A 21,320-nucleotide genomic window follows, 5' to 3' on the forward strand; every position below is an offset into this window, starting at 1 on the left:
CGACCGGTTTATTCGCTGGCGGGTTCTTCCAGGGTCTGGCGGTAACGGTCCAGCGCCTCGCTGAAGTCCTTGATGAACTCCGGTGTACTGAGCCAGCGCTGGGCGGTCTCGCGGTCCATTTCATCGACCCACATGCGGTAGTCCACCAGCATGTCGGCGGCCAGGTTGGTCGCCGCCATGCTTTCGTTTTCGGCGTTTTTCAGGTCGAGCAGGCCTGGGCGTTCGATGATCATCTCGCTCAGGGACGTGAGCAGCGTATCGAGCATTTCATTGCGGCTGACGGCCTCGGCGTCGCGCAGCTTGGCGAACAGTTCCAGCACGTAGACCGGCGGCTGGGCGGTGGCGTGGGCCGGGTCGCCATACATCGGGATCGATTTGCGCCCGGTCATGCGGATCTGCTTGGCTTTGTCTTTGGCGCGCTTGGCGCGTTTTTGCTGTTTGTTCAGTGAGGCCATTGGGCTTCGGTTTCCAATTCGTTAGGGGACGGTGCCCGGCTCAGTCGACTTTCGACACGGTAAAGCGGAATTCGCTGCCCGGCCTGGTTGGCTTTCGGCGTGCAGTTTACCGCCATGAGCCTGGACAATCCCCTTGAAAATGTACAACCCCAGCCCGGTGCCGTTCGGGTTGCGGTCGGCTTTCATTTCTTCAAGTCGCTGCGCCTGATCGCGCCTCCTCAAGTCGCGCCCGTTCGCGATCCAGCTCGTTGCGCAGCTCTTCCTCCGTGGGCAGCAGCAATTGGTATTGGCTGGCGAACAACTGTTCATTGCCCTGCAACACGGAATAACGCACCACCGAATCGTCTTTGCGCGCGCAGAGAATGATGCCGACGGTAGGTTTGTCATCGGGGCCGCGTTTCAGCTCGTCGTAGAGGCGCACATACATATCCATTTGCCCGATGTCCTGGTGGCTCAGTTCGCCGCGCTTGAGGTCGACGATCACAAAGCACTTGAGCAGGTAGTTGTAGAAGACCAGGTCGATGTAGAAGTCTTTGCTTTCGGTGCTGATGCGTTGTTGGCGCGCGACAAAGGCGAAACCTTTCCCCAGTTCCAGAAGGAAGCCTTGTAGCTGGTCGATCAAGGCCTGTTCAAGGTCGGTTTCCAGCAGCGTGCCGGTATTGGGCAGTCCTAGGAACTCAAGGACCACCGGATCCCTGACGATGTCCCTGGGACCGAAATCCAGCTTCTCAAGATTGGCGGCCGCTTCCTGCTCTACCGCAGGCTGGTCGCGGCTTGCCAGGAGACGTTCGTAATAGAACGTGCCGATCTGTCGTTCCAAGGCGCGGGTGGACCAGTTTTGAGTGACGGCTTCGTTCATGTACCAACGGCGTGCATTCGCATTTTCGACGCGTAGCAGCGTTCGATAGTGAGTCCAGCTCAATTCGTGACGCAGTGCGTCACAGATTGGAAACGCCTGATAAAAGAGACGCATGTAGCGCAAATTTGAAGCATCAAACCCTTTCCCAAACCGTGCCGTCAGCACTTTGGCCAGCGACGGCAGCAGCCGTGCCCCATAGGCCGCCCGCTCGGCGCCGCCCTGTTCGAACTCGATGATATGCCGGCCGATCTGCCAGCAGGTTTGTACCTGGAGCGTATCGACGGCACGCAGGACCTTCTGCCGTGCCTGGCGAATCAGCTCGCCGAGTTCGTTGATCAAGGGGGCGAGCTGTGGGTCGTCTTGAGGCAGCAGTGGCGTCATCGCAGTATCCAGCCATTGAGAGGGGGCAGACCGCAAGGATGCTTCAGGCGACGTTTCGATGATGCCGGACGGGGCTGATTGCTTGGGAGGAAAAATGGCTGATTGACGCAGGACGGGTATGACGCCGCCCCATGTTGGTTGACCTTGGCCTGTAGGAACTACTCCCGCAGCCTGTCAGTCACGGCGAAGCCCTTCGCCACAAAGCGCTTGGCGGGTGACAGTCAGACCTTACCTTGCGCCAGTGCCTGGGATGCAGCCACATAATCGGCCTGGAATTGCTTACTTTCTACCCAATCCAGCGCGGTCTGCTCATCCACACCGGTGGTCAAGCGGCGGTATTCGATCAATGCGGTAAAGATGAAGTCGGTCGCTTCTTCCTCACCTTCCTGCTCTAGCACCAACTCCAGCAGTGGATGCCCCAGGAAGGCGATGCACATGGCCTGCTGGCTGATCTTTTCGGCTGCGCCCATGAGTCGGAACATGTCCGATAGGTCCACGGTTTCCAGGTCGATGCGCTCGTCGTTCGGGTCGAGGAAATCGTTCGGCGCAGCAGCACGCTTAGTACGGTTCTGCTTGGCTTTCGCCTTGGCGCGCTGGCTGCGCTTCTGCTGTTTGTTCGCCGATGACATGGTCGGATTCCTGATGGATAAGGCCATCTATCCTACAGCTTCAACGCGCACGCTTCGAATCTCAATCCACTATGAAGAGCGTAGCCCCCGATGAAGTGGAGGAGCGATGGGGCTCTGCCTGGTCGGCGACCTGGTAGCTCATGCCGGGCTTGAGCAAGAATTGCCGGCCATCTTCGAGTTCAGTATTGAGCTCGCCCTTGAGGCAAAGCAGGATGTGGCCCTTGGTGCACCAATGGTCGGCCAGGTACCCCGGCGTATATTCCACCATCCGCACGCGAATGCTCCCAAACTGCTGGGTGCGCCAATACGCGGTTCCAGTGACACCTTTGTGTTCGGTGGGCTCGATGGTTGACCAATCGGTGGTGCCAAAAGGGATGCCGGTGATGTCCATGTCGACTCGTTTGCTGGAGGGGAGCGGACGAATGTAGCTGAGTCTCCAAGATGGAGGAAGGAAATCCCGGGCAATAAAAAACCCCGATCAATTTCTTGATCGGGGTTTTCGGTATTTGGTGCCCAGAGACGGAATCGAACCGCCGACACGGGGATTTTCAATCCCCTGCTCTACCGACTGAGCTATCTGGGCAACGGGGCGCATTAAACGGGTTTTTCAGGGGGGCGTCAAGCACGTTTTCAAAAAATATTTAATTATTACCGTCGCTTACGATCCGCCCCCACGCGGAACAGCTTATTCGGACGGCGGTACGTAGCCTTCGGCCTTGGCGTAATCCTCGCCGGAAAAGTACTTGTCCATCTCGCCCTGAAGGTATTTGCGATCTTCAGCGTTCATCATGTTCAGGCGTTTTTCATTGATCAGCAGGGTCTGGTGTTTCTGCCAGTCGGCCCAGGCCTTGGCCGAGACGTGATCGTAGATGTCCTGGCCCTTGGCACCCGGGAACGGTGCACGTTCCAGGCCTTCCAGTTCTTCTTTGTACTTGCGGCACATGATGGTGCGGGTCATTGCAACTCTCCTGCGTTCATTACGGCGGCCGCGCGTTCGAGCAAGGTTTTGACCGGGGCGGCAAGGCCCAGGCGCGGCGGGGTGGCGAGGTTATACCAGAGCCAGTCGGCCTCGGCCACGTGATGGCCGGTTTCCCGGACCCGGACCAGCCAGGGTTCGATCGCCAACTGGAAGTGGCTGAAGGTGTGCACCAGGCTTGGCATTTCTTGTTGGCTGCCCAATTCCAGCGAGTGTTGCAGGGCCAGATGCTGCAGATCGTCGAGGTCGTCGAGTTCCGGCAGGCTCCACAGACCGCCCCACAGCCCCGTGGAAGGGCGACGGTAAAGCAGGATCGCGCCCTCGTGGTTCGCCAGCATCGGCATCAAGGTGCGCTTCTTGGGCACTTCCTTGCGAGGCTTGGGAATCGGGTAGCGGGTTTCCAGGCCCAGCATGTGGGCCTCGCAGCCTTGCTTCAGCGGGCAGAGCAGGCAACTGGGCTTGCTGCGGGTACAGAGCGTGGCGCCCAGGTCCATCATCGCTTGGGTGTAGGCGTTGACGCGGTCCTGTGGCGTGAAGCGCTCGGCGGTGGCCCACAGCTGTTTCGCAACCTTGGGTTCGCCTGGGTAGCCTTCCTGGGCGGTGAAGCGCGCCAGTACCCGCTTGACGTTGCCATCGAGGATCGGCGCCCGCAGGCCCATGCTGATGCTGGCAATGGCGCCGGCGGTGGACAGGCCGATCCCCGGCAACTCGGTGAGTTTTTCCACGTCCCGGGGAAATTCGCCGCCGTACTGTTCTACGACGATTTTCGCGGTTTTCTGCAAGTTGCGCGCACGGGTGTAATAGCCCAGCCCGGTCCACAGATGCAGCACTTCGTCTTCCGGCGCGGCGGCCAGGGCTTGAACGGTGGGCAGCGAGGCCATGAACCGGTCGAAGTAGTTGAGCACGGTACTGACCTGGGTCTGCTGCAACATGATTTCCGAGACCCACACCCGATAGGGCGAGATGGCTTGTTGCCAGGGCAAATCGTGGCGCCCGTGGCGGTCGAACCAGTCCAGTACGGCGGTGGAAAACTGTTCGGCTCTCATCGCTTGAACAGCCCCTTGAGCGCATCTTTGAGTTCGGGGCTGACCTTGTCGCCCAGCTTCTCATCGATCTTGTCGCCGAGACGGTCGCCGGCCAGTTTCGCCGCGACCTTGCCCAGCCCATCGTTGTCCAGGCGGCAGGCCTTGGCGCCCAGTTCGAGCGGGCCGCGGCAGCGCAATGGCCATTCGATGTCGACGTAGCGCTCGTTGACCTGGCAGGCCGGGTCGGGCATATCGCTCTTGTCGCCTTCGACGATGATGCCGACGCGATAGTCCATGCCCAACACTCGCAGGTCGATGTCGCCGTTGCCGTTGGCGATCATGCCGGGGATGCGGACTTTCAGGTCCGGGTTGTTGGCGACGCCATTGTTGAAGGTCAGATTGCCGTTGAGTTGCTGGAACGGCGTGTCCTTGCCCCGGGGTTCGCCGCTGAGGGTCTTGCGATTGAGGGTGGCGATGCCTTTGCACAATTGCTGTTCGAGGTTGGCGTTGAGCAGCACGCCATCGTTGATGACGAACCCGGCGGTGCCGTTGAGGCTGTCGATCAGGGCTTTCTGGCTATTGCCGCTGGCGGTGATCGCGCTGTTGACGGTGACCAGGCCTGTGACCGGCGGATTCTTGCCTTGGCTTTCGATGATCTTCTCGGCAGGGACCCGATTGATGCGCGTTTGCAGGCTCAACTGTGGCGTGGGCTGGCGCACGTCCAGGGTGCCCTTGGTTTCGAAGTTGCCGCTGTACAGGTCGCCTCGCAGGTTCTCCAGGGTCAGCAGGCCGCCTCGGCCGGTGGCCTTGAGCGCAGCGTTCTGGATTGGCAGTTTATCGAGGGTCAGTTGCCCGAAGGTCAGGTCAGCATCGAGGTCCAGCTTGCTCAGGCGTTCCACTGGAAACAGTCGATCGTTACTCCAGGCGCCCTGGGTCGGGGCGCTTGGCAGCGGTGTACTGCCGGCACCGGCCATGGCGCTGGCTTCGGTGTTGCTGACTTCGGCCTCACGGGCCGCCTTGGAACTGTCGGCTTCGGCGGACTTTGGCGCCAGGTAGCGGTCGACGTTGAACGTGTCGGCCTTGAGCTGCGCGCGCAGGGATTGCTTGGCGAAGTCTTCCACGGCGATGCGACCGCTGAAGTTGCTGTCGTCCACTTTCAGGTTGATGTCGTTGAACTCGACACTCGTTGGCGTACCGGCAATGCGGCTGGACAGCTCGACCTTGCTCAGGCTGTCTTCGGCCATGGCGGGGAGTTTCTGGCCGACGCTGTCGACGAACTTCGCCAAGTCGAACTGGGCGATGGACACGCCGCCATTCAATTGCGGGGTCTTGTCGAGGTCGTTGACCTTCAGTTCACCCAGGGCTCGCAGTTGATTGAGCGACAGTTTGATGCCGGTCCATTCGGCGACGTTTGCGGCTTTGTCCAGGAACAATTGGCCTTGGGCGGCGAAGTTCAGGGTCTTGCCCTGCAAGGGGTCGCCAGTGGCTTCGCCGGACAGTTTCAGGTCTTCGAACTTGTAGCGCTTCAAGGCACGTTCGAAGCGCAGTTCCCCCGTCACTTCGGTGCGTACGCGTACGGCTGGCTGGTTACTGGACAGGAATGCGGTCAGGGTGACCGGAATGTTGGTGGAGTCGTGGACCGGGCCGGTGCTCAGTTGGATGCTCTCGGCCGTGAACAGCTTGCCGGTCTGCTCGTCGGTGTATTCGACCCGGGCGTTGTTCACGGTCAGGCTGTCGATATCCAGTCGGGTCGGCTGGGCAGGTTTTTCTGCCGGGGTGCTGACGGGCGGGGTCGGTTGTTCGGCCGGCACGGTGGCCGGCGCGTTCGCCGTCGACGCAGAGGCCGGCACCTTGCCGATGTCTTCCCAGTTGCCGTGCCCGTTCTTGTCACGATTGAGCCGCAGGTTCAGGCCTTCGACCCGCACATCGCTCATTTGTACTTCCCGGCGCAGCAGCGGTATCACCCGGACCGAAAGGCCGAGCATCTGCAGGTCAGCGAAAGGCTGGGTCGGACTGGCCAAGGTAGCGACGCTGGCGTCGTGCAACTCAAGGCCCAGCCACGGAAACAGGCTCCAGCCGATGTCGCCATTGAGGGTCAGCTCGATGTGGGCCTTGTCGCGGGCTATCTGGCGGATCTCTTCTTTGTAGTCGTTGGGATCGAACAGGTGGGTCAGGGCAAAGCCCAGGGCCACAATGATCAGCAACAGCCCGAGAAGTACCAGACCCAGGATTTTGCCGAACGCTTTCATGGGCGAATCCTTGTAGGTTGAGTTCAAAATTTAACCGGGAGTATAACGCTGTGGGTTGGTGGTGGTGCGTTGGGACCGCAAATCCACTGTGGGAGCGAGCTTGCTCGCGATAACGGTGTGACAGTCCATGAAGGTGTCGAGTGTGCGACCGCCATCGCGAGCAAGCTCGCTCCCACAGTGGTTTCTAATCCTGGACCAGCATCAGTCCCAGCTTGGCCGCCAGCGCCTGGGCTTGCAGATGCCCGGTCGGGGCCAACAAGTGCAGCTCGGCATCGTTTAGCGCGGCCATTCGTCGGGCTTCGCTCACCAGCCGTTCAGCCACGCCACGGCGACGGGTAACGTTTCGTACGCACAGGTGGGACAAGCGCCAGGCGTTCTGGTGCCGTTGCAGGCGTGCTGCACCGAGCAGTCGGTCATTGAAGCGTGCCGCGATCAGCGAGCCTTCCTCGAGGCATTGCTCGATCAGTTGCGTGGCATCGCTAAACGGTTCGAATAGCCAGGCCGGGGCATCCCGGTAGATTTTCTGCAGGTCCTGCTGGTCTTGGCAGGTGGCTTCGTTCAGGTGCTCGACGACGATGGGCATACAGATTCCTGAAAAATAAACGGTTCACGCCCTATAGAAAGTCAGCAATGGCGCGATAAGACAGATGAAACGAAAAAGGTGATATCACTTTGACTTTTCTGTAACGATCAAATGGTAACCTTTGCCCGTTCGCCCGTCTTTCTGCGGCGTAATGTCGCACTAATATGGAGCTTTACCAGAAAATACAGTCATGCCTGCGTGCAATGAAGGCTGACGGTGATGCGTGACTGGCGAACCATTCTAATAACTGGGGGATACACAAATGAGCACGAGCATCACGGCCGGCGGCGTCGCCGACCAGCCTGCGTTCCTCTCCAAGGAGCGCATCATCGCCAAGCCCGGTTTCAACCGGTGGCTGGTTCCGCCGGCCGCACTGGCTATTCACCTCTGCATCGGCATGGCCTACGGCTTCTCGGTGTTCTGGCTGCCACTGTCCAAAGCCTTGGGTATCACCAAGCCTGTGGCCTGTGCACCGGATATGAGCTTCATCTCGCAAGTCTTTTCGTCCCAATGCGACTGGCCGATCTCGATGCTCGGTTGGATCTACACCCTGTTCTTCATCTTCCTGGGTTGCTCGGCAGCCATCTGGGGCGGCTGGCTGGAACACGCCGGGCCACGCAAGGCCGGTGTTGTATCGGCGTTGTGCTGGTGCGGTGGCCTGGTGATTTCCGCGCTGGGTATCTATACCCACCAGATCTGGCTGATGTGGCTCGGTTCTGGCGTGATCGGCGGTATCGGCCTGGGGCTGGGCTATATCTCCCCGGTGTCGACCCTGATCAAGTGGTTCCCGGACAAGCGCGGCATGGCCACCGGCATGGCGATCATGGGGTTCGGCGGTGGTGCGATGGTCGGTGCTCCACTGGCTGCGGCGCTGATGAGCCATTTCGCTTCGCCAACCGGCGTGGGCGTATGGCAGAGCTTCCTGGTCATGGCCGCGATCTACTTCGTGTTCATGATCGGTGGCGCTCTGTCGTATCGCGTTCCGCCAACCGGCTGGAAGCCTGAAGGCTGGACCCCGGCACCGAAGAAAGCCGCGAACGCGATGATCACCCATCGCCACGTTCACGTGAACGTGGCCTGGAAAACCCCGCAGTTCCGTCTGGTATGGCTGGTGCTGTGCCTGAACGTATCCGCCGGTATCGGCATCCTGGGCATGGCTTCGCCACTGTTGCAGGAAGTGTTCGGCGGCAAGTTGCTCGGCAATGACCTGCCTTTCGGTCAACTGGATGCCGCGCAACTGGGCCAGATCGCAGCCATCGCGGCTGGTTTCACCGGTCTGCTGAGCCTGTTCAACATCGGCGGCCGGTTCTTCTGGGCATCCTTCTCGGATTACCTGGGTCGCAAAAACACCTATTTCGTGTTCTTCGCCCTGGGCTTTGCCCTGTACGCACTGATCCCGAACCTGGGTCACCTGGGCAGTGTCGCGCTGTTCGTGGCGGCGTTCTGCATCATCCTGTCGATGTACGGCGGCGGTTTCGCCACCGTGCCGGCCTACCTGGCGGACCTGTTCGGTACGCAAATGGTCGGCGCGATCCACGGTCGCCTGTTGACCGCATGGGCGGCGGCAGGCGTGCTGGGTCCGGTACTGGTGAACTACCTGCGTGAATATCAGCTGAGCATCGGCGTTGAACGTGCCGCGGCCTATGACATCACCTTGTATATCCTCGCCGGCCTGCTGGTGCTGGGCTTCCTGTGCAATCTGCTGGTCCGCCCGGTCGCCGACAAGTACTTCATGACCGACGCCGAACTGGCCGCCGAACAGGCGCTGGGCCATGACAAGGGCGCCGACAGCACCACTTCGCTGGAGTGGAAAGCCGCGCCGGGCACCAAGCCCCTGGCGATCGCCGCCTGGCTGGTGGTGGGCATTCCGTTGGCGTGGGGTGTGTGGGTGACCCTGCAGAAGACGGCGGTGTTGTTTCATTAAGACCGTTGCCCTGACCATCCGGTAGGGCAACCTTTGTGGGAGCGAGCTTGCTCGCGATGAGGGTGTGTCAGTCGACATCATGGTCGGCTGGCCCACCGCTATCGCGAGCGAGCTCGCTCCCACAGTCGTTTTGGGTGATGGCAAAGACTTGTATGGACATGTCTATCACCGACAGCCCGGGATTCAGCCCGTCAGTGATGTCACCTCTTGTGTTTCTGTTTGCCGCTCGCGCCCCTATAATGGCTGCCTTTTTCGCCCAATGATTTTGCGGAGCTGGTGATGGCCGAACGTAAGGCGTCTGTCGAGCGCGACACTCTGGAAACCCAGATCAAAGCCTCGATCAACCTGGATGGCACCGGAAAGGCCCGGTTTGATATCGGCGTGCCTTTTCTTGAGCACATGCTGGACCAGATCGCCCGTCACGGGCTGATCGACCTGGACATCGTCAGCAAGGGCGACCTGCATATCGACGACCACCACACGGTGGAAGACGTCGGTATCACCTTGGGCCAGGCCTTTACCAAAGCCATCGGCGACAAGAAGGGCATCCGTCGCTACGGCCATGCCTACGTGCCGCTCGATGAGGCGCTGTCGCGTGTGGTCATCGACTTCTCCGGCCGTCCGGGCCTGCAGATGCATGTGCCGTATACCCGTGCCACCGTCGGCGGCTTCGACGTTGACCTGTTCCAGGAATTCTTCCAGGGCTTCGTCAACCACGCCAACGTGACCTTGCACATCGACAACCTGCGCGGGCACAACACCCACCACCAGATCGAAACCGTGTTCAAGGCTTTCGGCCGTGCCCTGCGCATGGCTGTCGAGCTCGATGACCGCATGGCCGGCCAGATGCCTTCCACCAAGGGCGTCCTGTAATGCAGACGGTCGCGGTAATCGACTACGGCATGGGCAACCTGCACTCGGTGGCCAAGGCCCTCGAGCACGTGGGCGCTGGCAAGGTGCTGATCACCAGCGATGCCGACGTGATTCGCGAAGCTGACCGGGTGGTGTTCCCCGGCGTCGGTGCGATTCGCGATTGCATGGCCGAGATCCGTCGCCTGGGCTTCGACAAGCTGGTGCACGAAGTCAGCCAGGACCGTCCGTTCCTTGGCATCTGCGTGGGCATGCAAGCCTTGCTCGAGCGCAGCGAAGAGAACGACGGCGTCGATTGCATCTCCATGTTTCCAGGCCAGGTGAAGTTTTTCGGCAAGGGCCTGCATGAAGACGGCGAGCACCTGAAAGTCCCGCACATGGGCTGGAACGAAGTGAAGCAGACGGTGGATCACCCGCTGTGGCACAACATTCCGGACCTGGCGCGCTTCTACTTCGTGCACAGCTACTACATCGCCGCCGGCAATGCGCGGCAGGTGGTGGGTGGCGGTCACTATGGCGTCGATTTCGCCGCCGCCCTGGCCGATGGTTCGCGCTTCGCCGTGCAGTTCCACCCGGAGAAGAGCCATACCCATGGCCTGCAGCTGTTGCAGAACTTCGCCGCGTGGGACGGGCGCTGGTAATGGCCCGCAAGAAGCCGCCGATCCTCACCCTCACGCCCGAGCAGGAGAGTGAAGCGAACCGCAAGATCCAGCGGTTCATGGAGGACCGTTTCGAGCTGGACCTGGGTTCGTTCGAAGCGGCGGAAATTCTTGACCTGTTTACCCGCGAAATTGCTCCGCACTATTACAACAGGGCGATTTTCGATGTGCAGACGCACCTTAAAGAAAGGTTCGAAAGCATTGAAAGCGACTTGTGGGCGCTCGAGAAAAACTGATTTTCGAGCCAAGCTGAATATTCGTATTTGAAGGTTTGCCAGATGCTGATTATCCCCGCTATCGATCTCAAGGACGGCGCTTGCGTACGTCTGCGTCAGGGCCGCATGGAAGACTCCACGGTGTTTTCCGATGACCCGGTGAGCATGGCCGCCAAGTGGGTGGAGGGCGGCTGCCGTCGCCTGCATCTGGTCGATCTGAACGGCGCCTTCGAAGGGCAACCGGTCAATGGCGAAGTGGTCACGGCCATTGCCAAGCGCTACCCGAACCTGCCGATCCAGATCGGCGGCGGCATTCGCTCGCTGGAAACCATCGAACATTACGTCAAGGCCGGCGTGAGCTACGTGATCATCGGCACCAAGGCCGTGAAAGAGCCCGAGTTCGTTGCTGAAGCGTGCCGCGCCTTCCCGGGCAAGGTCATCGTTGGCCTGGACGCAAAAGACGGTTTCGTCGCCACCGACGGTTGGGCTGAAGTCAGTACCGTACAGGTGATCGACCTGGCCAAGCGTTTCGAAGCCGACGGCGTGTCTGCCATCGTCTACACCGACATCGCCAAAGACGGCATGATGCAGGGCTGCAATGTCCCGTTCACCGCCGCCCTGGCTGCCGCGACGAAGATCCCGGTCATTGCTTCCGGTGGCATCCACAACCTGGGTGACATCAAGGCACTGCTCGACGCCAAGGCGCCGGGCATCATCGGTGCGATCACCGGTCGCGCGATCTACGAAGGCACCCTGGATGTCGCCGAGGCCCAGGCCTTCTGCGATACCTATAAAGGCTGAGGACTCACCATGGCGCTGGCCAAACGCATCATCCCTTGCCTGGACGTGGACAACGGCCGGGTGGTCAAGGGTGTCAAGTTCGAGAACATCCGTGATGCCGGCGACCCGGTGGAAATCGCCCGTCGCTACGACGAACAGGGTGCGGACGAGATTACTTTCCTCGACATCACGGCCAGCGTCGATGGCCGCGATACCACGCTCCATACCGTCGAGCGCATGGCCAGCCAGGTGTTCATCCCGCTGACCGTGGGCGGTGGCGTGCGCACCGTGCAGGACATCCGCAACCTGCTCAATGCCGGTGCCGACAAGGTGTCGATCAACACCGCGGCGGTGTTCAACCCGGAGTTCGTCGGTGAGGCGGCCCAGCACTTCGGTTCGCAGTGCATCGTCGTGGCCATCGATGCGAAGAAGGTCTCCGGCCCGGGCGAAACCCCGCGCTGGGAAATCTTCACCCACGGTGGGCGCAAGCCTACGGGCCTGGACGCCGTCGAGTGGGCGAAGAAGATGGAAGGCCTGGGTGCCGGGGAAATCCTGCTGACCAGCATGGACCAGGACGGCATGAAGAATGGCTTCGACCTCGGCGTCACTCGCGCCATCAGCGATGCCCTGGGCATTCCGGTGATCGCTTCCGGCGGCGTCGGCAACCTGCAGCACCTGGCCGACGGCATCCTGGAAGGCCATGCCAGCGCGGTGCTGGCGGCGAGCATTTTCCACTTTGGCGAATACACCGTGCCGGAAGCCAAGGCCTACATGGCGCATCGCGGTATCTGCATTCGCTGATCGCTGGACACCATGGCGGGCCCAAGGCACTCTTGGGCACACCATGGATTGCGGTAGCCCGACATGCTCAAACGCCTCGTTCTTGCCTTTGCCGGTGCCACGCTGTTGCTCGCAGGCACCGTCCGCGCCGCTGATACATCGCTGGTGTTGCTGACGGAAAACTTCCCACCGTACAACATGGCCAAGAACGGCAAGAACTTCGCCCAGGACGAGAACATCCATGGCATTGCCGTGGACATCGTCCGCGAAGTCTTCAAGCGTGCCGATATCTCCTACAGCCTGACGCTGCGTTTCCCCTGGGAACGGATCTACAAACTCGCCCTGGAAAACCCTGGCTACGGTGTGTTTGTCATGGCGCGGTTGCCGGAGCGTGAAAAGCTTTTCAAATGGGTTGGCCCCATCGGTCCGGATGATTGGATCATGCTCGCCAAGGCCGACAGCAAGATCGCCCTAGGCTCGCTGGAGCAGGCGCGCCAATACAAGGTCGGAGCCTACAAGGGCGACGCGATTGCCGAGACATTGGCCAAGCAGGGGCTGAACCCGATTGTCGTGTTGCGCGATCAGGACAACGCCCGGAAATTGGTCAACGGTCAGATCGACCTGTGGGCCACTGGCGACCCTGCCGGGCGTTACCTGGCGCGTCAGGAAGGGGTGAACGATCTCAAGACCGTGCTGCGCTTCAACAGTGCCGAGCTGTACCTGGCCTTGAACAAAGACGTGCCTGACGACGTGGTTGCCCGGCTTCAAAAGGCCCTGGATGAACTGCGCAAGGAAGGCACGGTGGATGCGATTATGGCGCGGTATCTCTGAGCGCTGTGCAGGCTGTGCCGCCGCCATCGTCGGATCGCCGCCCGGAGCAAGCTCGCTCCCACAGGTATCCGGGCGTTCATGGATACTGCCCTCACCACAGATCAAAATGTGGGAGCGAGCCTGCTCGCGAATGCGGTGGATCAGCTTGCAGAGATGTTGAATGTGCAGCCTTCATCGCGAGCAGGCTCGCTCCCACAAGGGATCTGCTGTGAATACAAATCTTGTGCCCGATGCAGAACCACTGTGGGAGCGAGCTTGCTCGCGATGAAGGCGACGAGCCGCTACCGATAAACCCCATCCTTCCCATGCCCGCCCATCGCCCGATTGCTGCGCAGGCTGATCATCGACTTGATGTCGATCCAGTCGATGCCCTGGGCCTTGAGCTTGGGTAGCTCGCGTTCGAGCACTGCCAGGGTCTGTGGGTAGGGGTGGCCGATCATCACGGCCGAGCCTTGCCGGCGGGCCAGGTCAATGGCGGTCTGGAGCTGGTGGGCGATGGCCCCTTCGGTGCGCTCGTCGTCCAGGAACACGTCCCGCGACACGCTGGCGAGGCCGATCTTCTGCGCCTCGGCGGCGGCGACGGTCTGGGCGCTGGTGCGGCTGTCGACGAAGAACTTGTGTCGCTGCTGCAAGTTCGCCATCAGCCACGCCATGGCCTGGGGCTGGGCGGTCATGCGGCTGCCCATGTGGTTGTTGATCCCGCTGGTATAAGGCACGGCAGCGAACGCGGCGTCGAGGCGCTTGCCCAGTTCTTCGATGGGCAGCTCCGGATGCCAGGCGAACGGCCCGGTGGCCGGGTCCATGGGCATGTGCAGCATGACCAGTTTGCCGGCGCGATGGGCTTCGCGGGCGAATTCGGCGGCGTGGGGTGTGTCAGGCATGATCGCGGTGGTGACCGGGCCGGGGAGGGCCAGTACCCGGCGATCCCGGGGCAGGTTTTGCCCCAGGTCGTCGATGATCAGGCTCAGGTAGGCCTTGTGCGGCGAAGAGGGCGTGGCGGGCGCCGCGTTAACGGCTCCCGCCAGCAGGCACAGCAGGACGAAGGTGAAACGCAGGCCCATCTCAGCGGCCGGACGTGATGTTCAACCCTTTGAGCAGGCTCAGGGCCTGGGCCAACTGGTAGTCGTCATCCTGCGGCATTGGCTTGGCCTTGCCGCCTGAACCGGTCGGTTTGTCGGCGCCGCCGTTGCCATTGCCCAGGTGACCTTGCAGGTCGGCTTCCTTGAAGTATTCGCTGTCCTGCTCGTTGGTGATCTTGGCCTTGCGCACCTCGATGTCCGGGACGATGCCCTGGGCCTGGATCGAGCGACCATTGGGCGTGAAGTACAGCGCGGTGGTGATTTTCAGGGCGCGGTCGTTGTTCAGTGGCAAGACGGTCTGCACCGAGCCCTTGCCGAAACTGGTGGTGCCCATGACCACACCGCGCTTCTGGTCCTGCAGGGCGCCGGCGACGATCTCCGATGCCGAGGCGCTGCCGCCGTTGATCAGCACTACCAATGGCACGGCTTCGCTCAGGTCGTTGCCGGTGGCCGAGAAGCGCAGCTCGGAATTGGCGATGCGGCCCTTGGTGTAGACGATCAGGCCCTTGGTAATGAAGTGATCCACCACTTCCACTGCCGATTGCAGCACGCCACCGGGGTTGTTGCGCAGGTCCAGGACCAGGCCGTTGAGCTTCTTGCCGTTGTCCTTGCGCATCTTGGCCAGGGCCTTGGCGACTTCTTCGCCGGTCTTGACCTGGAATTGGGTGATGCGGATGTAACCGTAGCCTGACTCCAGCAGTTGGCTCTTCACACTCTTGACCTGGATGACCGCTCGCGTGAGGGTCACGTCGAACGGCGTGCCACCGTCGCGCACCAGGGTCAGGGTGATCTTCTGGCCGATCTTGCCGCGCATCTTGTCCACGGCTTCGGTCATGCTCTGGCCGCGCGTCGGCTGGCCATTGATCTTGACGATGAAGTCGCCGGCCTGGATGCCGGCCTTGGAAGCAGGGGTGTCGTCGATCGGCGAAACCACTTTGACGAAACCGTCTTCGCTGCCGACCTCGATGCCCAGGCCGCCGAATTCGCCGCTGGTGCTTTCCTGCAGTTCGGCAAAGTCGTCCGGCCCCAGGTAGGCCGAGTGTGGGTCTAGGTTGCTGAGCATGCCTTTGATGGCGTTCTCCAGCAGTACTTTGTCGTCTACCGGTTCGACATAGGCGGCCTTGATCCGGTCCATGACCTCGGCAAAGGTGCGCAGTTCGTCCAGCGGCAGCGGGGCCTTGGTGGTCGCGGCTGTGGCGGCGGGTGCCGACGGGGCCGGTTCGGCGGCGAAAGCCAGGGGCGCACCGATCACCAGGGCGATCGTCAGGGCCAGCGAGGTAAGGCGGGACAAATGCAGCATGTCGAACGAACTCCTTAATAGGATGGGCGCGCTTATCCTTGCGCACGGCACCATTGGGCCGGGTCACTGGGGCGACCCTGCTGACGAATAGCGAAATACAGCGCTGGCGTATCCTGTCCGCCACTGTTGCCGACCGTGGAGATGGACTCACCGGCCTTGACCACATCCCCCGCGGACTTGAGCAGGGTCTGGTTGTGGCCGTACAGGCTCAAATAACCGTTGCCGTGATCCAGGATCACCAGCAGGCCGGCGCCGCGCAACCAGTCGGCGAAGACCACGCGCCCGCCATGCACGGCATGCACCTGGCTGCCAGCGGAGGCGCTGATCATCACGCCGTCCCACTTGGTGCGGGTGTCGTCGCCGCGGGTTTCACCGAAGCGCGCAAGCAGTCGACCATTGACCGGCCATGGAAGTTTGCCCCGCGCCGAAGCAAAAGCACCGCCGAAGGTTTCGCCATCACTGGAAACCAGTGCACCGGGGCTTGATTTCACCGGCTTGCGCGGCGCGTCGCCGGCGTCCGCGTCGGCCTGGGCTTCACGCAAACGCTTTTTTTCGGCTTCCTGCTGGGCGATCAGCGCTTTCTGGCGCGCTTCTTCTGCCTCTCGGGCCTGGCGGGCGAGGGTTTCTTCGATGGTTTTCAACACATTGGCCAGTTCGGCCTGGTCCTGCTCGCGGGCCTTGAGCTTGCTGTCGCGAGCCTTCACATCGTCATTGAGCTTGGCCAGGGCCACCTGGCGCTCCTTGCGAACCTTATCGAGTTCTTCGCGCTGGGTGTCGAGGCTGCTTTTCTGCACCAGCAACTGGGCTTGCTGCAGTTCGATATCTTTTTCGACGTTGGCCAGTTGGCGCAGGGTTTCGTTGAAGCTCTTGAGCTGTTCCAGGCGTGCCTGGCTCAGGTAGTCGTAATAAGTCAGGGTGCGGGCGAATTTCTCGGGGTTCTGCTGGTTTAGCAGCAGCTTGAGGTATTCCTGGCGACCGTTCTGGTAGGCGGCCCGAGCCTGGATGGCGATCAGCTTTTGCTGTTCAGTGCGCGCGCTCTGGAGTTTTTTTTTCTCTCCATCGAGTCGTTGCAGCTCGGATTCGCTTTTCTTCAGCTCTTTTTGCAGCGCGTCGACCTGTTTCTCCAGATTGCCCATCTCGGTCTCGGTGCCGCGCAGGTCTTTCTGCACGCTGGATTTCTCTTCCTGCAACTTGCCCAGCAGCTTTTTCAGCTCGGCAATGTCCTGGCGCGTGGCTTCCAACTGTTGTTGGGTTTGCGCGCGCTCGTCGGCAAAGGCCGGTTGGAGCAGGCAGGTCAGAGCGAGGGCTATCAGGACGCGAAGCATAGAGGCGGGCGACACCAGGGAAAGGGACGGCCTAGTATGCCCGCCCCACGCTGCAAAAAAAACGCCCATTTGGGGCTGTGTGATAACTGGCCCAAAAAACACCCAAAACCAATGTGGGAGCGAGCTTGCTCGCGATGGCGGTGTATCAGTCAACATCAAGGGTGGCTGATCCGGCGCTATCGCGAGCAAGCTCGCTCCCACAGGGTTTGCGGTGATTGATGGATCAATCAGACCAGGATCGACGTCCCGGTCATCTCCGCCGGTTTCTCCATGCCCAGCAGCATCAGCATGGTCGGTGCCACGTCAGCCAGCACGCCACCGTCGCGGACCTTGAAATCACGCTTGCCGACATAGATGAACGGCACCGGCTCGGTGGTGTGGGCGGTGTGGGCCTGGCCGGTGGATTCGTCGGACATCTGCTCGACGTTGCCGTGGTCGGCCGTGATCAGTGCTTCGCCGTCGACCTTTTCCAGGGCTTCGACGATGCGGCCAACGCAGGTGTCCAGGCATTCCACGGCCTTGACCGCTGCGTCGAACACGCCGCTGTGGCCCACCATGTCGCCGTTGGCGTAGTTGACCACGATCACGTCGTAACGCTGGTTTTCAATAGCCTCGACGATGCGGTCGGTCACTTCCGGCGCGCTCATTTCCGGTTGCAGGTCGTAGGTGGCGACTTTTGGCGAGGGGATCAGGATGCGTTCTTCGCCCGGGAAGGGTTCTTCACGGCCGCCGGAGAAAAAGAACGTCACGTGGGCGTACTTTTCGGTCTCGGCGATGCGCAGTTGGGTCTTGCCGTTCTTCGCCAGGTAGTCGCCCAGCACGTTTTCCAGGCTGCCGGCGGCGAAGGCCGATGGCGCAGGAATGCTGGCGGCGTATTGGGTCAGCATCACGAAACCGGCCAGTTTTGGCTGGCGAGCGCGTTCGAACGCCTTGAAGTCGTCTTCGACAAACACGCGGGTCAGTTCGCGAGCGCGGTCGGCGCGGAAGTTCATGAACACCACGGCGTCGCCGTCTTCAACCTTGACCGGCTCGCCAATGGTGGTGGCCTTGACGAATTCGTCGCTTTCGCCGCGCTCGTAGGCGGCCTGCAGGCCTTCCTGGGCGGTGGCGGCGTTGAATTCGCCGTTGCCGTCGACGATCAGGTTGTAGGCCTGGGACACGCGGTCCCAACGGTTGTCACGGTCCATGGCGTAATAGCGGCCAATGAGGCTGGCGATGCGTCCCTTGCCGAGTGCCTGGAACGCTGCGTCCAGCAGTTCGATCGACGATGTGGCGCTTTTCGGCGGGGTGTCGCGGCCATCGAGGAACGCGTGCAGGTAGATCTGCTCGGCACCGCGCTTGAAGGCCAGTTCGGCCATGGCAATCAGGTGGTCCTGATGGCTGTGCACGCCACCGTCGGACAGCAGGCCCATGAAGTGCACGGCCTTGCCGGCGGCCACGGCTTTATCCACGGCGGCGCAGAGGGTCGGGTTTTCGAAGAACTCGCCGTCGCGGATCGATTTGGTTACGCGGGTGAAATCCTGATACACCACTCGGCCTGCGCCGAGGTTCATGTGGCCGACTTCGGAGTTGCCCATCTGCCCGTCGGGCAGGCCGACGTCCATGCCGCTGCCGGAGATCAGGCCGTTGGGCACGGTGGCCCACAAACGGTCCAGCACAGGCTTGTTGGCCGAATACACGGCGTTGGATTCGTGGCTGTCACTGTGACCGAAGCCGTCGAGAATCATCAGGACCAAAGGTTTAGGCGTGGTAGTCATGGAATCCACTCGTGGCAGGTTAAAAGAAGACGATGGAAAAGGGACGGGCAGTTTAAAGGTAAGTTCCGACGGCGTCACCGCCGGGCGGGGTTTGGCCGGCCTTGTGTGCTGTGTATACTGGCCGACATTTTAACGCCCTGGAACCTCCTTCGATGGTTGCTCACCTGATTGAATTTGCCACTACCCACTACATTCTCGTCGGTATCTTCGTCGTACTGCTGGCGTTGCTGGTAGCCCATACGATGCAGGGTGGCGGTCGCAGCCTCAGTACTGCCGAGCTGACGGCGCTGGTCAACAAGGATGCCGGCGTGGTGGTGGACATCCGCCCGAGCAAGGATTACGCCGCCGGCCACATTGTCGGGGCGGTGAATATTCCCCAGGACAAACTGATCGCCCGTATCGGCGAGCTGGAAAAACACAAGGCCAAGACACTGATCCTGGTAGATGCCCAAGGCCAGCACGCCGGCACCCACGCCCGCGAGCTGATGAAATCCGGTTTCACCGCCGCCAAGCTGTCCGGTGGTGTTGCGAGCTGGAAAGCCGACAATCTGCCCCTGGTGAAGTGAAATGTCCCACGTCGTTGTCTATTCCAGCGATTACTGCCCCTATTGTTCCCGAGCCAAGTTCCTGCTCCAGAACAAAGGTGTGGCCTTCGAAGAGATCAAGGTCGACGGCAAGCCGCAACTGCGCGCCCAAATGGCCCAGAAGGCCGGGCGCACGTCCGTGCCGCAGATCTGGATCGGCAGCACCCACGTAGGCGGTTGCGATGATCTGTTCGCCCTGGAGCGCGCCGGCAAGCTCGACGCACTGCTCAACGCCTGAATTTCCCACTGAAAGAACCTGAAAGTAAGAAGGATCTGCGATGACTGACCAACAGAACACAGCTGCCAGCGAAGAAGAAGCCGCACCGCAATTCTCCTTGCAGCGCATTTATGTACGTGACCTGTCCTTCGAAGCCCCGAAAAGCCCGGCGATCTTTCGCCAGCAGTGGGAGCCGAGCGTAGGCCTGGACCTGAACACTCGCCAGAAAGCCCTGGAAGACGACTTCCACGAAGTGGTGCTGACCCTGTCGGTTACCGTGAAGAATGGTGACGAAGTGGCGTTCATCGCCGAAGTGCAACAGGCCGGGATCTTCCTGATCAAGAACCTGGATGCCGCTTCGATGAGCCACACCCTCGGTGCATTCTGCCCGAACATCCTGTTCCCTTACGCCCGCGAAACCCTGGACAGCCTGGTGACCCGCGGTTCGTTCCCGGCCCTGATGCTGGCTCCGGTGAACTTCGATGCCCTGTATGCGCAAGAACTGCAGCGCATGCAGCAAGAAGGCGGCGCGACCGTTCAGTAAGCGGCGCTGCCAGTCCGGCACAAAACCTGTGGGAGCGAGCCCTGTGGGAGCCGAGCTTGCTCGCGATGAACGATGACGCGGTTTTGCAGTTGAACCGTGTCGACCTCATCGCGAGCAAGCTCGGCTCCCACAGGCTCGCTCCCACAGGTGTTTCTGGCTGACAGGCAAGGCTCAGGCGAAGCCGTTCTGCCGCCACGCCTCATAAACCGCCACCGCCACGGTATTGGACAGGTTCAGGCTGCGGCAGCCTTCGCGCATCGGCAGGCGCAGGCGCTGGTCGGCGGGCAGGGCGTCCAGCACCTCGGCCGGCAGGCCACGGCTTTCCGGACCGAACAGGAACGCATCACCGGCGACGAAGCTGGCGTCATGGAATGGCCGCGAACCCTTGGTGGTAAAAGCGAACAGGCGCGGATGCCCGAGGCTTTCCAGACAGCTGGCAAGGTCGGCGTGACGCTGCAAGGTGGCATACTCGTGGTAGTCGAGACCGGCACGGCGCAGGCGCTTGTCGTCCATGTCGAAGCCCAACGGTTCGATCAAATGCAGGTGGCAGCCGCTGTTGGCGCACAGCCTGATGACATTGCCGGTATTCGGCGGAATTTCCGGTTGAAAAAGGATGACGTGAAACATGCACGGCTCCGCAGATGAAGATGAGCAGCATTCTACGCTGCAAACCGACCGACGTTCGAAGCTAATGCCTCGGGTGATGGGCTCGTTGGCGATCTTCGGCATGATGGTCGGATTGATGATCGGACGCCTGACCACGCCCGAACCGAGCGTGCTGCAGCAGGTCGAGGTGATTGACGGTGGGGTGGTGGCCTGGTTCAACACCGAACCCAAGCTGCACGGGGAAGTCGTCGACGGCTCGGTGGCGCTGTTGTTCGAAGCAGAAGGGCGATCGCAGAACGGCCAGTTAAAGCTCAACGGCAAGGACGTGAACTGGCGGGTGCGGTTGAGTGACAAGGGGTTGCTACTGACGCTGGTGGCGGCGCGTCCGTTGCGCGGGGCGTGGACCGCCAGCGAGGTCGATGACCGCTGGCGGCTGGAGGTCCGTCTCCAGGAGCAATAAAAGAGGGAATCCCCGGCCTGCCTGTACCAAGGTCCCCAAAACGGGAGGGCTTACCGCGAAGGTCCAGCCCTGGTGTAAAGAAGGGAAACCTTGACCTGCCTGTATCAAGGCCCCCAAAACAGTGGGCTCGATGAGCCCGGTATAAAATGGGGAATCCCCGGCCTGCCTGTACCAAGGTCCCCGAAACTGGGTAGTGATCTAGCTATTGCAGGGGGCGTGCCAGTTTTAAATG

At 61.1% G+C, this 21,320-nt stretch carries 24 protein-coding genes, 1 tRNA gene and 1 pseudogene; 11 read left to right on the forward strand and 15 right to left on the reverse strand.

Going from position 1 to position 21,320, the window contains the following annotated elements; all coding sequences use genetic code 11:
* Positions 1-8 precede the first annotated feature (8 nt).
* From QMK47_RS02705 to panM, 10 genes and pseudogenes are all read right to left on the reverse strand, one after another.
* Entirely contained in the window at positions 9-455 is a 447-nt protein-coding gene (locus QMK47_RS02705) for a hypothetical protein (RefSeq protein WP_253470995.1), read from the reverse strand.
* 40 nt (positions 456-495) lie between these two features.
* Positions 496-638: pseudogene (locus QMK47_RS02710) on the reverse strand (ATP-binding protein); the annotation flags it as partial.
* Positions 639-645: 7 nt separating this feature from the next.
* Positions 646-1,695, reverse strand: coding sequence for a PDDEXK nuclease domain-containing protein (locus tag QMK47_RS02715; RefSeq protein ID WP_253470997.1), 1,050 nt, complete (start codon positions 1,693-1,695; stop codon positions 646-648).
* Between the two features lie 221 nt (positions 1,696-1,916).
* Complete coding sequence (locus QMK47_RS02720) at positions 1,917-2,324, reverse strand: hypothetical protein (RefSeq protein WP_014336090.1); 408 nt, start codon at positions 2,322-2,324, stop codon at positions 1,917-1,919.
* Between the two features lie 61 nt (positions 2,325-2,385).
* A complete protein-coding gene (locus QMK47_RS02725) occupies positions 2,386-2,715 on the reverse strand; it encodes a DHCW motif cupin fold protein (protein WP_253471000.1) in 330 nt (109 codons plus the stop codon).
* 116 nt (positions 2,716-2,831) lie between these two features.
* Positions 2,832-2,907 (reverse strand) — tRNA-Phe (locus QMK47_RS02730).
* Between the two features lie 102 nt (positions 2,908-3,009).
* Positions 3,010-3,282 carry an oxidative damage protection protein gene (locus QMK47_RS02735; RefSeq protein ID WP_003196814.1) on the reverse strand — a complete coding sequence of 91 codons (273 nt, stop codon included), beginning with the start codon at positions 3,280-3,282 and terminating at the stop codon, positions 3,010-3,012.
* Positions 3,279-4,346 (reverse strand): A/G-specific adenine glycosylase, encoded by a 1,068-nt coding sequence (gene mutY / locus QMK47_RS02740; RefSeq protein WP_003196816.1) that lies wholly within the window; start codon positions 4,344-4,346, stop codon positions 3,279-3,281. The genes QMK47_RS02735 and mutY overlap by 4 nt, the downstream gene beginning before the upstream one ends.
* Positions 4,343-6,574 (reverse strand): AsmA family protein, encoded by a 2,232-nt coding sequence (locus QMK47_RS02745; protein ID WP_320389775.1) that lies wholly within the window; start codon positions 6,572-6,574, stop codon positions 4,343-4,345. Before QMK47_RS02745 ends, mutY begins: the two co-directional genes overlap by 4 nt.
* A gap of 184 nt (positions 6,575-6,758) precedes the next feature.
* Positions 6,759-7,157 (reverse strand): aspartate 1-decarboxylase autocleavage activator PanM, encoded by a 399-nt coding sequence (panM, locus tag QMK47_RS02750; RefSeq protein WP_253471003.1) that lies wholly within the window; start codon positions 7,155-7,157, stop codon positions 6,759-6,761.
* Positions 7,158-7,419: 262 nt separating this feature from the next.
* Between panM and QMK47_RS02755 the strand changes: the two genes are divergently transcribed.
* The 7 genes from QMK47_RS02755 (at position 7,420) to QMK47_RS02785 (ending at position 13,216) form a co-directional block, all read left to right on the forward strand.
* Complete coding sequence (locus QMK47_RS02755; protein WP_214510943.1) at positions 7,420-9,081, forward strand: OFA family MFS transporter; 1,662 nt, start codon at positions 7,420-7,422, stop codon at positions 9,079-9,081.
* Between the two features lie 279 nt (positions 9,082-9,360).
* The gene (hisB, locus tag QMK47_RS02760) at positions 9,361-9,954 is read left to right on the forward strand and encodes an imidazoleglycerol-phosphate dehydratase HisB (RefSeq protein ID WP_003186751.1); all 594 of its coding nucleotides are present in this window, start codon (positions 9,361-9,363) and stop codon (positions 9,952-9,954) included.
* The gene (gene hisH, locus QMK47_RS02765; RefSeq protein WP_253471006.1) at positions 9,954-10,592 is read left to right on the forward strand and encodes an imidazole glycerol phosphate synthase subunit HisH; all 639 of its coding nucleotides are present in this window, start codon (positions 9,954-9,956) and stop codon (positions 10,590-10,592) included. The genes hisB and hisH overlap by 1 nt, the downstream gene beginning before the upstream one ends.
* Complete coding sequence (locus QMK47_RS02770; protein ID WP_018606317.1) at positions 10,592-10,846, forward strand: DUF2164 domain-containing protein; 255 nt, start codon at positions 10,592-10,594, stop codon at positions 10,844-10,846. Before hisH ends, QMK47_RS02770 begins: the two co-directional genes overlap by 1 nt.
* A gap of 42 nt (positions 10,847-10,888) precedes the next feature.
* On the forward strand, positions 10,889-11,626 hold the full coding sequence (gene hisA / locus QMK47_RS02775) for a 1-(5-phosphoribosyl)-5-[(5-phosphoribosylamino)methylideneamino]imidazole-4-carboxamide isomerase (protein ID WP_003196828.1): 738 nt from the start codon (positions 10,889-10,891) through the stop codon (positions 11,624-11,626).
* Positions 11,627-11,635: 9 nt separating this feature from the next.
* On the forward strand, positions 11,636-12,406 hold the full coding sequence (gene hisF, locus QMK47_RS02780) for an imidazole glycerol phosphate synthase subunit HisF (RefSeq protein WP_003196830.1): 771 nt from the start codon (positions 11,636-11,638) through the stop codon (positions 12,404-12,406).
* 63 nt (positions 12,407-12,469) lie between these two features.
* On the forward strand, positions 12,470-13,216 hold the full coding sequence (locus QMK47_RS02785; RefSeq protein WP_253471009.1) for a substrate-binding periplasmic protein: 747 nt from the start codon (positions 12,470-12,472) through the stop codon (positions 13,214-13,216).
* A 281-nt stretch (positions 13,217-13,497) separates the two neighbouring features.
* On the opposite strand, the gene QMK47_RS02790 is transcribed toward QMK47_RS02785, so the two are convergent.
* The 4 genes from QMK47_RS02790 to gpmI all read right to left on the reverse strand — a co-directional run bounded on the left by QMK47_RS02790 (position 13,498) and on the right by gpmI (position 18,677).
* Positions 13,498-14,277 (reverse strand): divergent polysaccharide deacetylase family protein, encoded by a 780-nt coding sequence (locus QMK47_RS02790; protein WP_320389776.1) that lies wholly within the window; start codon positions 14,275-14,277, stop codon positions 13,498-13,500.
* A gap of 1 nt (position 14,278) precedes the next feature.
* A complete protein-coding gene (locus QMK47_RS02795) occupies positions 14,279-15,595 on the reverse strand; it encodes a S41 family peptidase (RefSeq protein ID WP_214510940.1) in 1,317 nt (438 codons plus the stop codon).
* Between the two features lie 32 nt (positions 15,596-15,627).
* On the reverse strand, positions 15,628-16,920 hold the full coding sequence (locus QMK47_RS02800) for a murein hydrolase activator EnvC family protein (protein WP_214510939.1): 1,293 nt from the start codon (positions 16,918-16,920) through the stop codon (positions 15,628-15,630).
* Between the two features lie 227 nt (positions 16,921-17,147).
* Complete coding sequence (gene gpmI / locus QMK47_RS02805) at positions 17,148-18,677, reverse strand: 2,3-bisphosphoglycerate-independent phosphoglycerate mutase (RefSeq protein ID WP_320389777.1); 1,530 nt, start codon at positions 18,675-18,677, stop codon at positions 17,148-17,150.
* Positions 18,678-18,829: 152 nt separating this feature from the next.
* On the opposite strand from gpmI, the gene QMK47_RS02810 reads away from it, so the two are divergent.
* Genes QMK47_RS02810 through secB form a run of 3 tightly spaced genes read left to right on the forward strand, consistent with a single transcriptional unit; the run spans position 18,830 to position 20,022 of the window.
* The gene (locus QMK47_RS02810) at positions 18,830-19,243 is read left to right on the forward strand and encodes a rhodanese-like domain-containing protein (RefSeq protein ID WP_212798599.1); all 414 of its coding nucleotides are present in this window, start codon (positions 18,830-18,832) and stop codon (positions 19,241-19,243) included.
* 1 nt (position 19,244) lies between these two features.
* On the forward strand, positions 19,245-19,499 hold the full coding sequence (grxC, locus tag QMK47_RS02815; protein WP_214510937.1) for a glutaredoxin 3: 255 nt from the start codon (positions 19,245-19,247) through the stop codon (positions 19,497-19,499).
* Between the two features lie 40 nt (positions 19,500-19,539).
* Positions 19,540-20,022: a protein-export chaperone SecB gene (secB, locus tag QMK47_RS02820; RefSeq protein WP_024618249.1), complete on the forward strand. Its 483-nt coding sequence runs from the start codon at positions 19,540-19,542 to the stop codon at positions 20,020-20,022.
* Positions 20,023-20,193: 171 nt separating this feature from the next.
* Here secB and trmL read toward each other — a convergent pair whose 3' ends face one another.
* Entirely contained in the window at positions 20,194-20,649 is a 456-nt protein-coding gene (trmL, locus tag QMK47_RS02825; protein WP_003196848.1) for a tRNA (uridine(34)/cytosine(34)/5-carboxymethylaminomethyluridine(34)-2'-O)-methyltransferase TrmL, read from the reverse strand.
* Between trmL and QMK47_RS02830 the strand changes: the two genes are divergently transcribed.
* A complete protein-coding gene (locus QMK47_RS02830) occupies positions 20,648-21,088 on the forward strand; it encodes a hypothetical protein (protein ID WP_253471017.1) in 441 nt (146 codons plus the stop codon). The two genes, trmL and QMK47_RS02830, sit on opposite strands and share 2 nt — an antisense overlap.
* The last annotated feature ends 232 nt before the right edge of the window (positions 21,089-21,320 follow it).

It is taken from the genome of Pseudomonas sp. P9_35 (assembly GCF_034008205.1).
Classification (GTDB): Bacteria; Pseudomonadota; Gammaproteobacteria; order Pseudomonadales; family Pseudomonadaceae; genus Aquipseudomonas; species Aquipseudomonas kilonensis.

What these genes read in the sequence shown, in the direction of transcription:
- QMK47_RS02705 (WP_253470995.1), bottom strand. Translation starts at nt 455, where the DNA reads ATGGCCTCACTGAACAAACAGCAAAAACGCGCCAAGCGCGCCAAAGAC.
- QMK47_RS02715 (WP_253470997.1), bottom strand. Translation starts at nt 1,695, where the DNA reads ATGACGCCACTGCTGCCTCAAGACGACCCACAGCTCGCCCCCTTGATC.
- QMK47_RS02720 (WP_014336090.1), bottom strand. Translation starts at nt 2,324, where the DNA reads ATGTCATCGGCGAACAAACAGCAGAAGCGCAGCCAGCGCGCCAAGGCG.
- QMK47_RS02725 (WP_253471000.1), bottom strand. Translation starts at nt 2,715, where the DNA reads ATGGACATCACCGGCATCCCTTTTGGCACCACCGATTGGTCAACCATC.
- QMK47_RS02735 (WP_003196814.1), bottom strand. Translation starts at nt 3,282, where the DNA reads ATGACCCGCACCATCATGTGCCGCAAGTACAAAGAAGAACTGGAAGGC.
- mutY (WP_003196816.1), bottom strand. Translation starts at nt 4,346, where the DNA reads ATGAGAGCCGAACAGTTTTCCACCGCCGTACTGGACTGGTTCGACCGC.
- QMK47_RS02745 (WP_320389775.1), bottom strand. Translation starts at nt 6,574, where the DNA reads ATGAAAGCGTTCGGCAAAATCCTGGGTCTGGTACTTCTCGGGCTGTTG.
- panM (WP_253471003.1), bottom strand. Translation starts at nt 7,157, where the DNA reads ATGCCCATCGTCGTCGAGCACCTGAACGAAGCCACCTGCCAAGACCAG.
- QMK47_RS02755 (WP_214510943.1), top strand. Translation starts at nt 7,420, where the DNA reads ATGAGCACGAGCATCACGGCCGGCGGCGTCGCCGACCAGCCTGCGTTC.
- hisB (WP_003186751.1), top strand. Translation starts at nt 9,361, where the DNA reads ATGGCCGAACGTAAGGCGTCTGTCGAGCGCGACACTCTGGAAACCCAG.
- hisH (WP_253471006.1), top strand. Translation starts at nt 9,954, where the DNA reads ATGCAGACGGTCGCGGTAATCGACTACGGCATGGGCAACCTGCACTCG.
- QMK47_RS02770 (WP_018606317.1), top strand. Translation starts at nt 10,592, where the DNA reads ATGGCCCGCAAGAAGCCGCCGATCCTCACCCTCACGCCCGAGCAGGAG.
- hisA (WP_003196828.1), top strand. Translation starts at nt 10,889, where the DNA reads ATGCTGATTATCCCCGCTATCGATCTCAAGGACGGCGCTTGCGTACGT.
- hisF (WP_003196830.1), top strand. Translation starts at nt 11,636, where the DNA reads ATGGCGCTGGCCAAACGCATCATCCCTTGCCTGGACGTGGACAACGGC.
- QMK47_RS02785 (WP_253471009.1), top strand. Translation starts at nt 12,470, where the DNA reads ATGCTCAAACGCCTCGTTCTTGCCTTTGCCGGTGCCACGCTGTTGCTC.
- QMK47_RS02790 (WP_320389776.1), bottom strand. Translation starts at nt 14,277, where the DNA reads ATGGGCCTGCGTTTCACCTTCGTCCTGCTGTGCCTGCTGGCGGGAGCC.
- QMK47_RS02795 (WP_214510940.1), bottom strand. Translation starts at nt 15,595, where the DNA reads ATGCTGCATTTGTCCCGCCTTACCTCGCTGGCCCTGACGATCGCCCTG.
- QMK47_RS02800 (WP_214510939.1), bottom strand. Translation starts at nt 16,920, where the DNA reads ATGCTTCGCGTCCTGATAGCCCTCGCTCTGACCTGCCTGCTCCAACCG.
- gpmI (WP_320389777.1), bottom strand. Translation starts at nt 18,677, where the DNA reads ATGACTACCACGCCTAAACCTTTGGTCCTGATGATTCTCGACGGCTTC.
- QMK47_RS02810 (WP_212798599.1), top strand. Translation starts at nt 18,830, where the DNA reads ATGGTTGCTCACCTGATTGAATTTGCCACTACCCACTACATTCTCGTC.
- grxC (WP_214510937.1), top strand. Translation starts at nt 19,245, where the DNA reads ATGTCCCACGTCGTTGTCTATTCCAGCGATTACTGCCCCTATTGTTCC.
- secB (WP_024618249.1), top strand. Translation starts at nt 19,540, where the DNA reads ATGACTGACCAACAGAACACAGCTGCCAGCGAAGAAGAAGCCGCACCG.
- QMK47_RS02830 (WP_253471017.1), top strand. Translation starts at nt 20,648, where the DNA reads ATGCACGGCTCCGCAGATGAAGATGAGCAGCATTCTACGCTGCAAACC.
- trmL (WP_003196848.1), bottom strand. Translation starts at nt 20,649, where the DNA reads ATGTTTCACGTCATCCTTTTTCAACCGGAAATTCCGCCGAATACCGGC.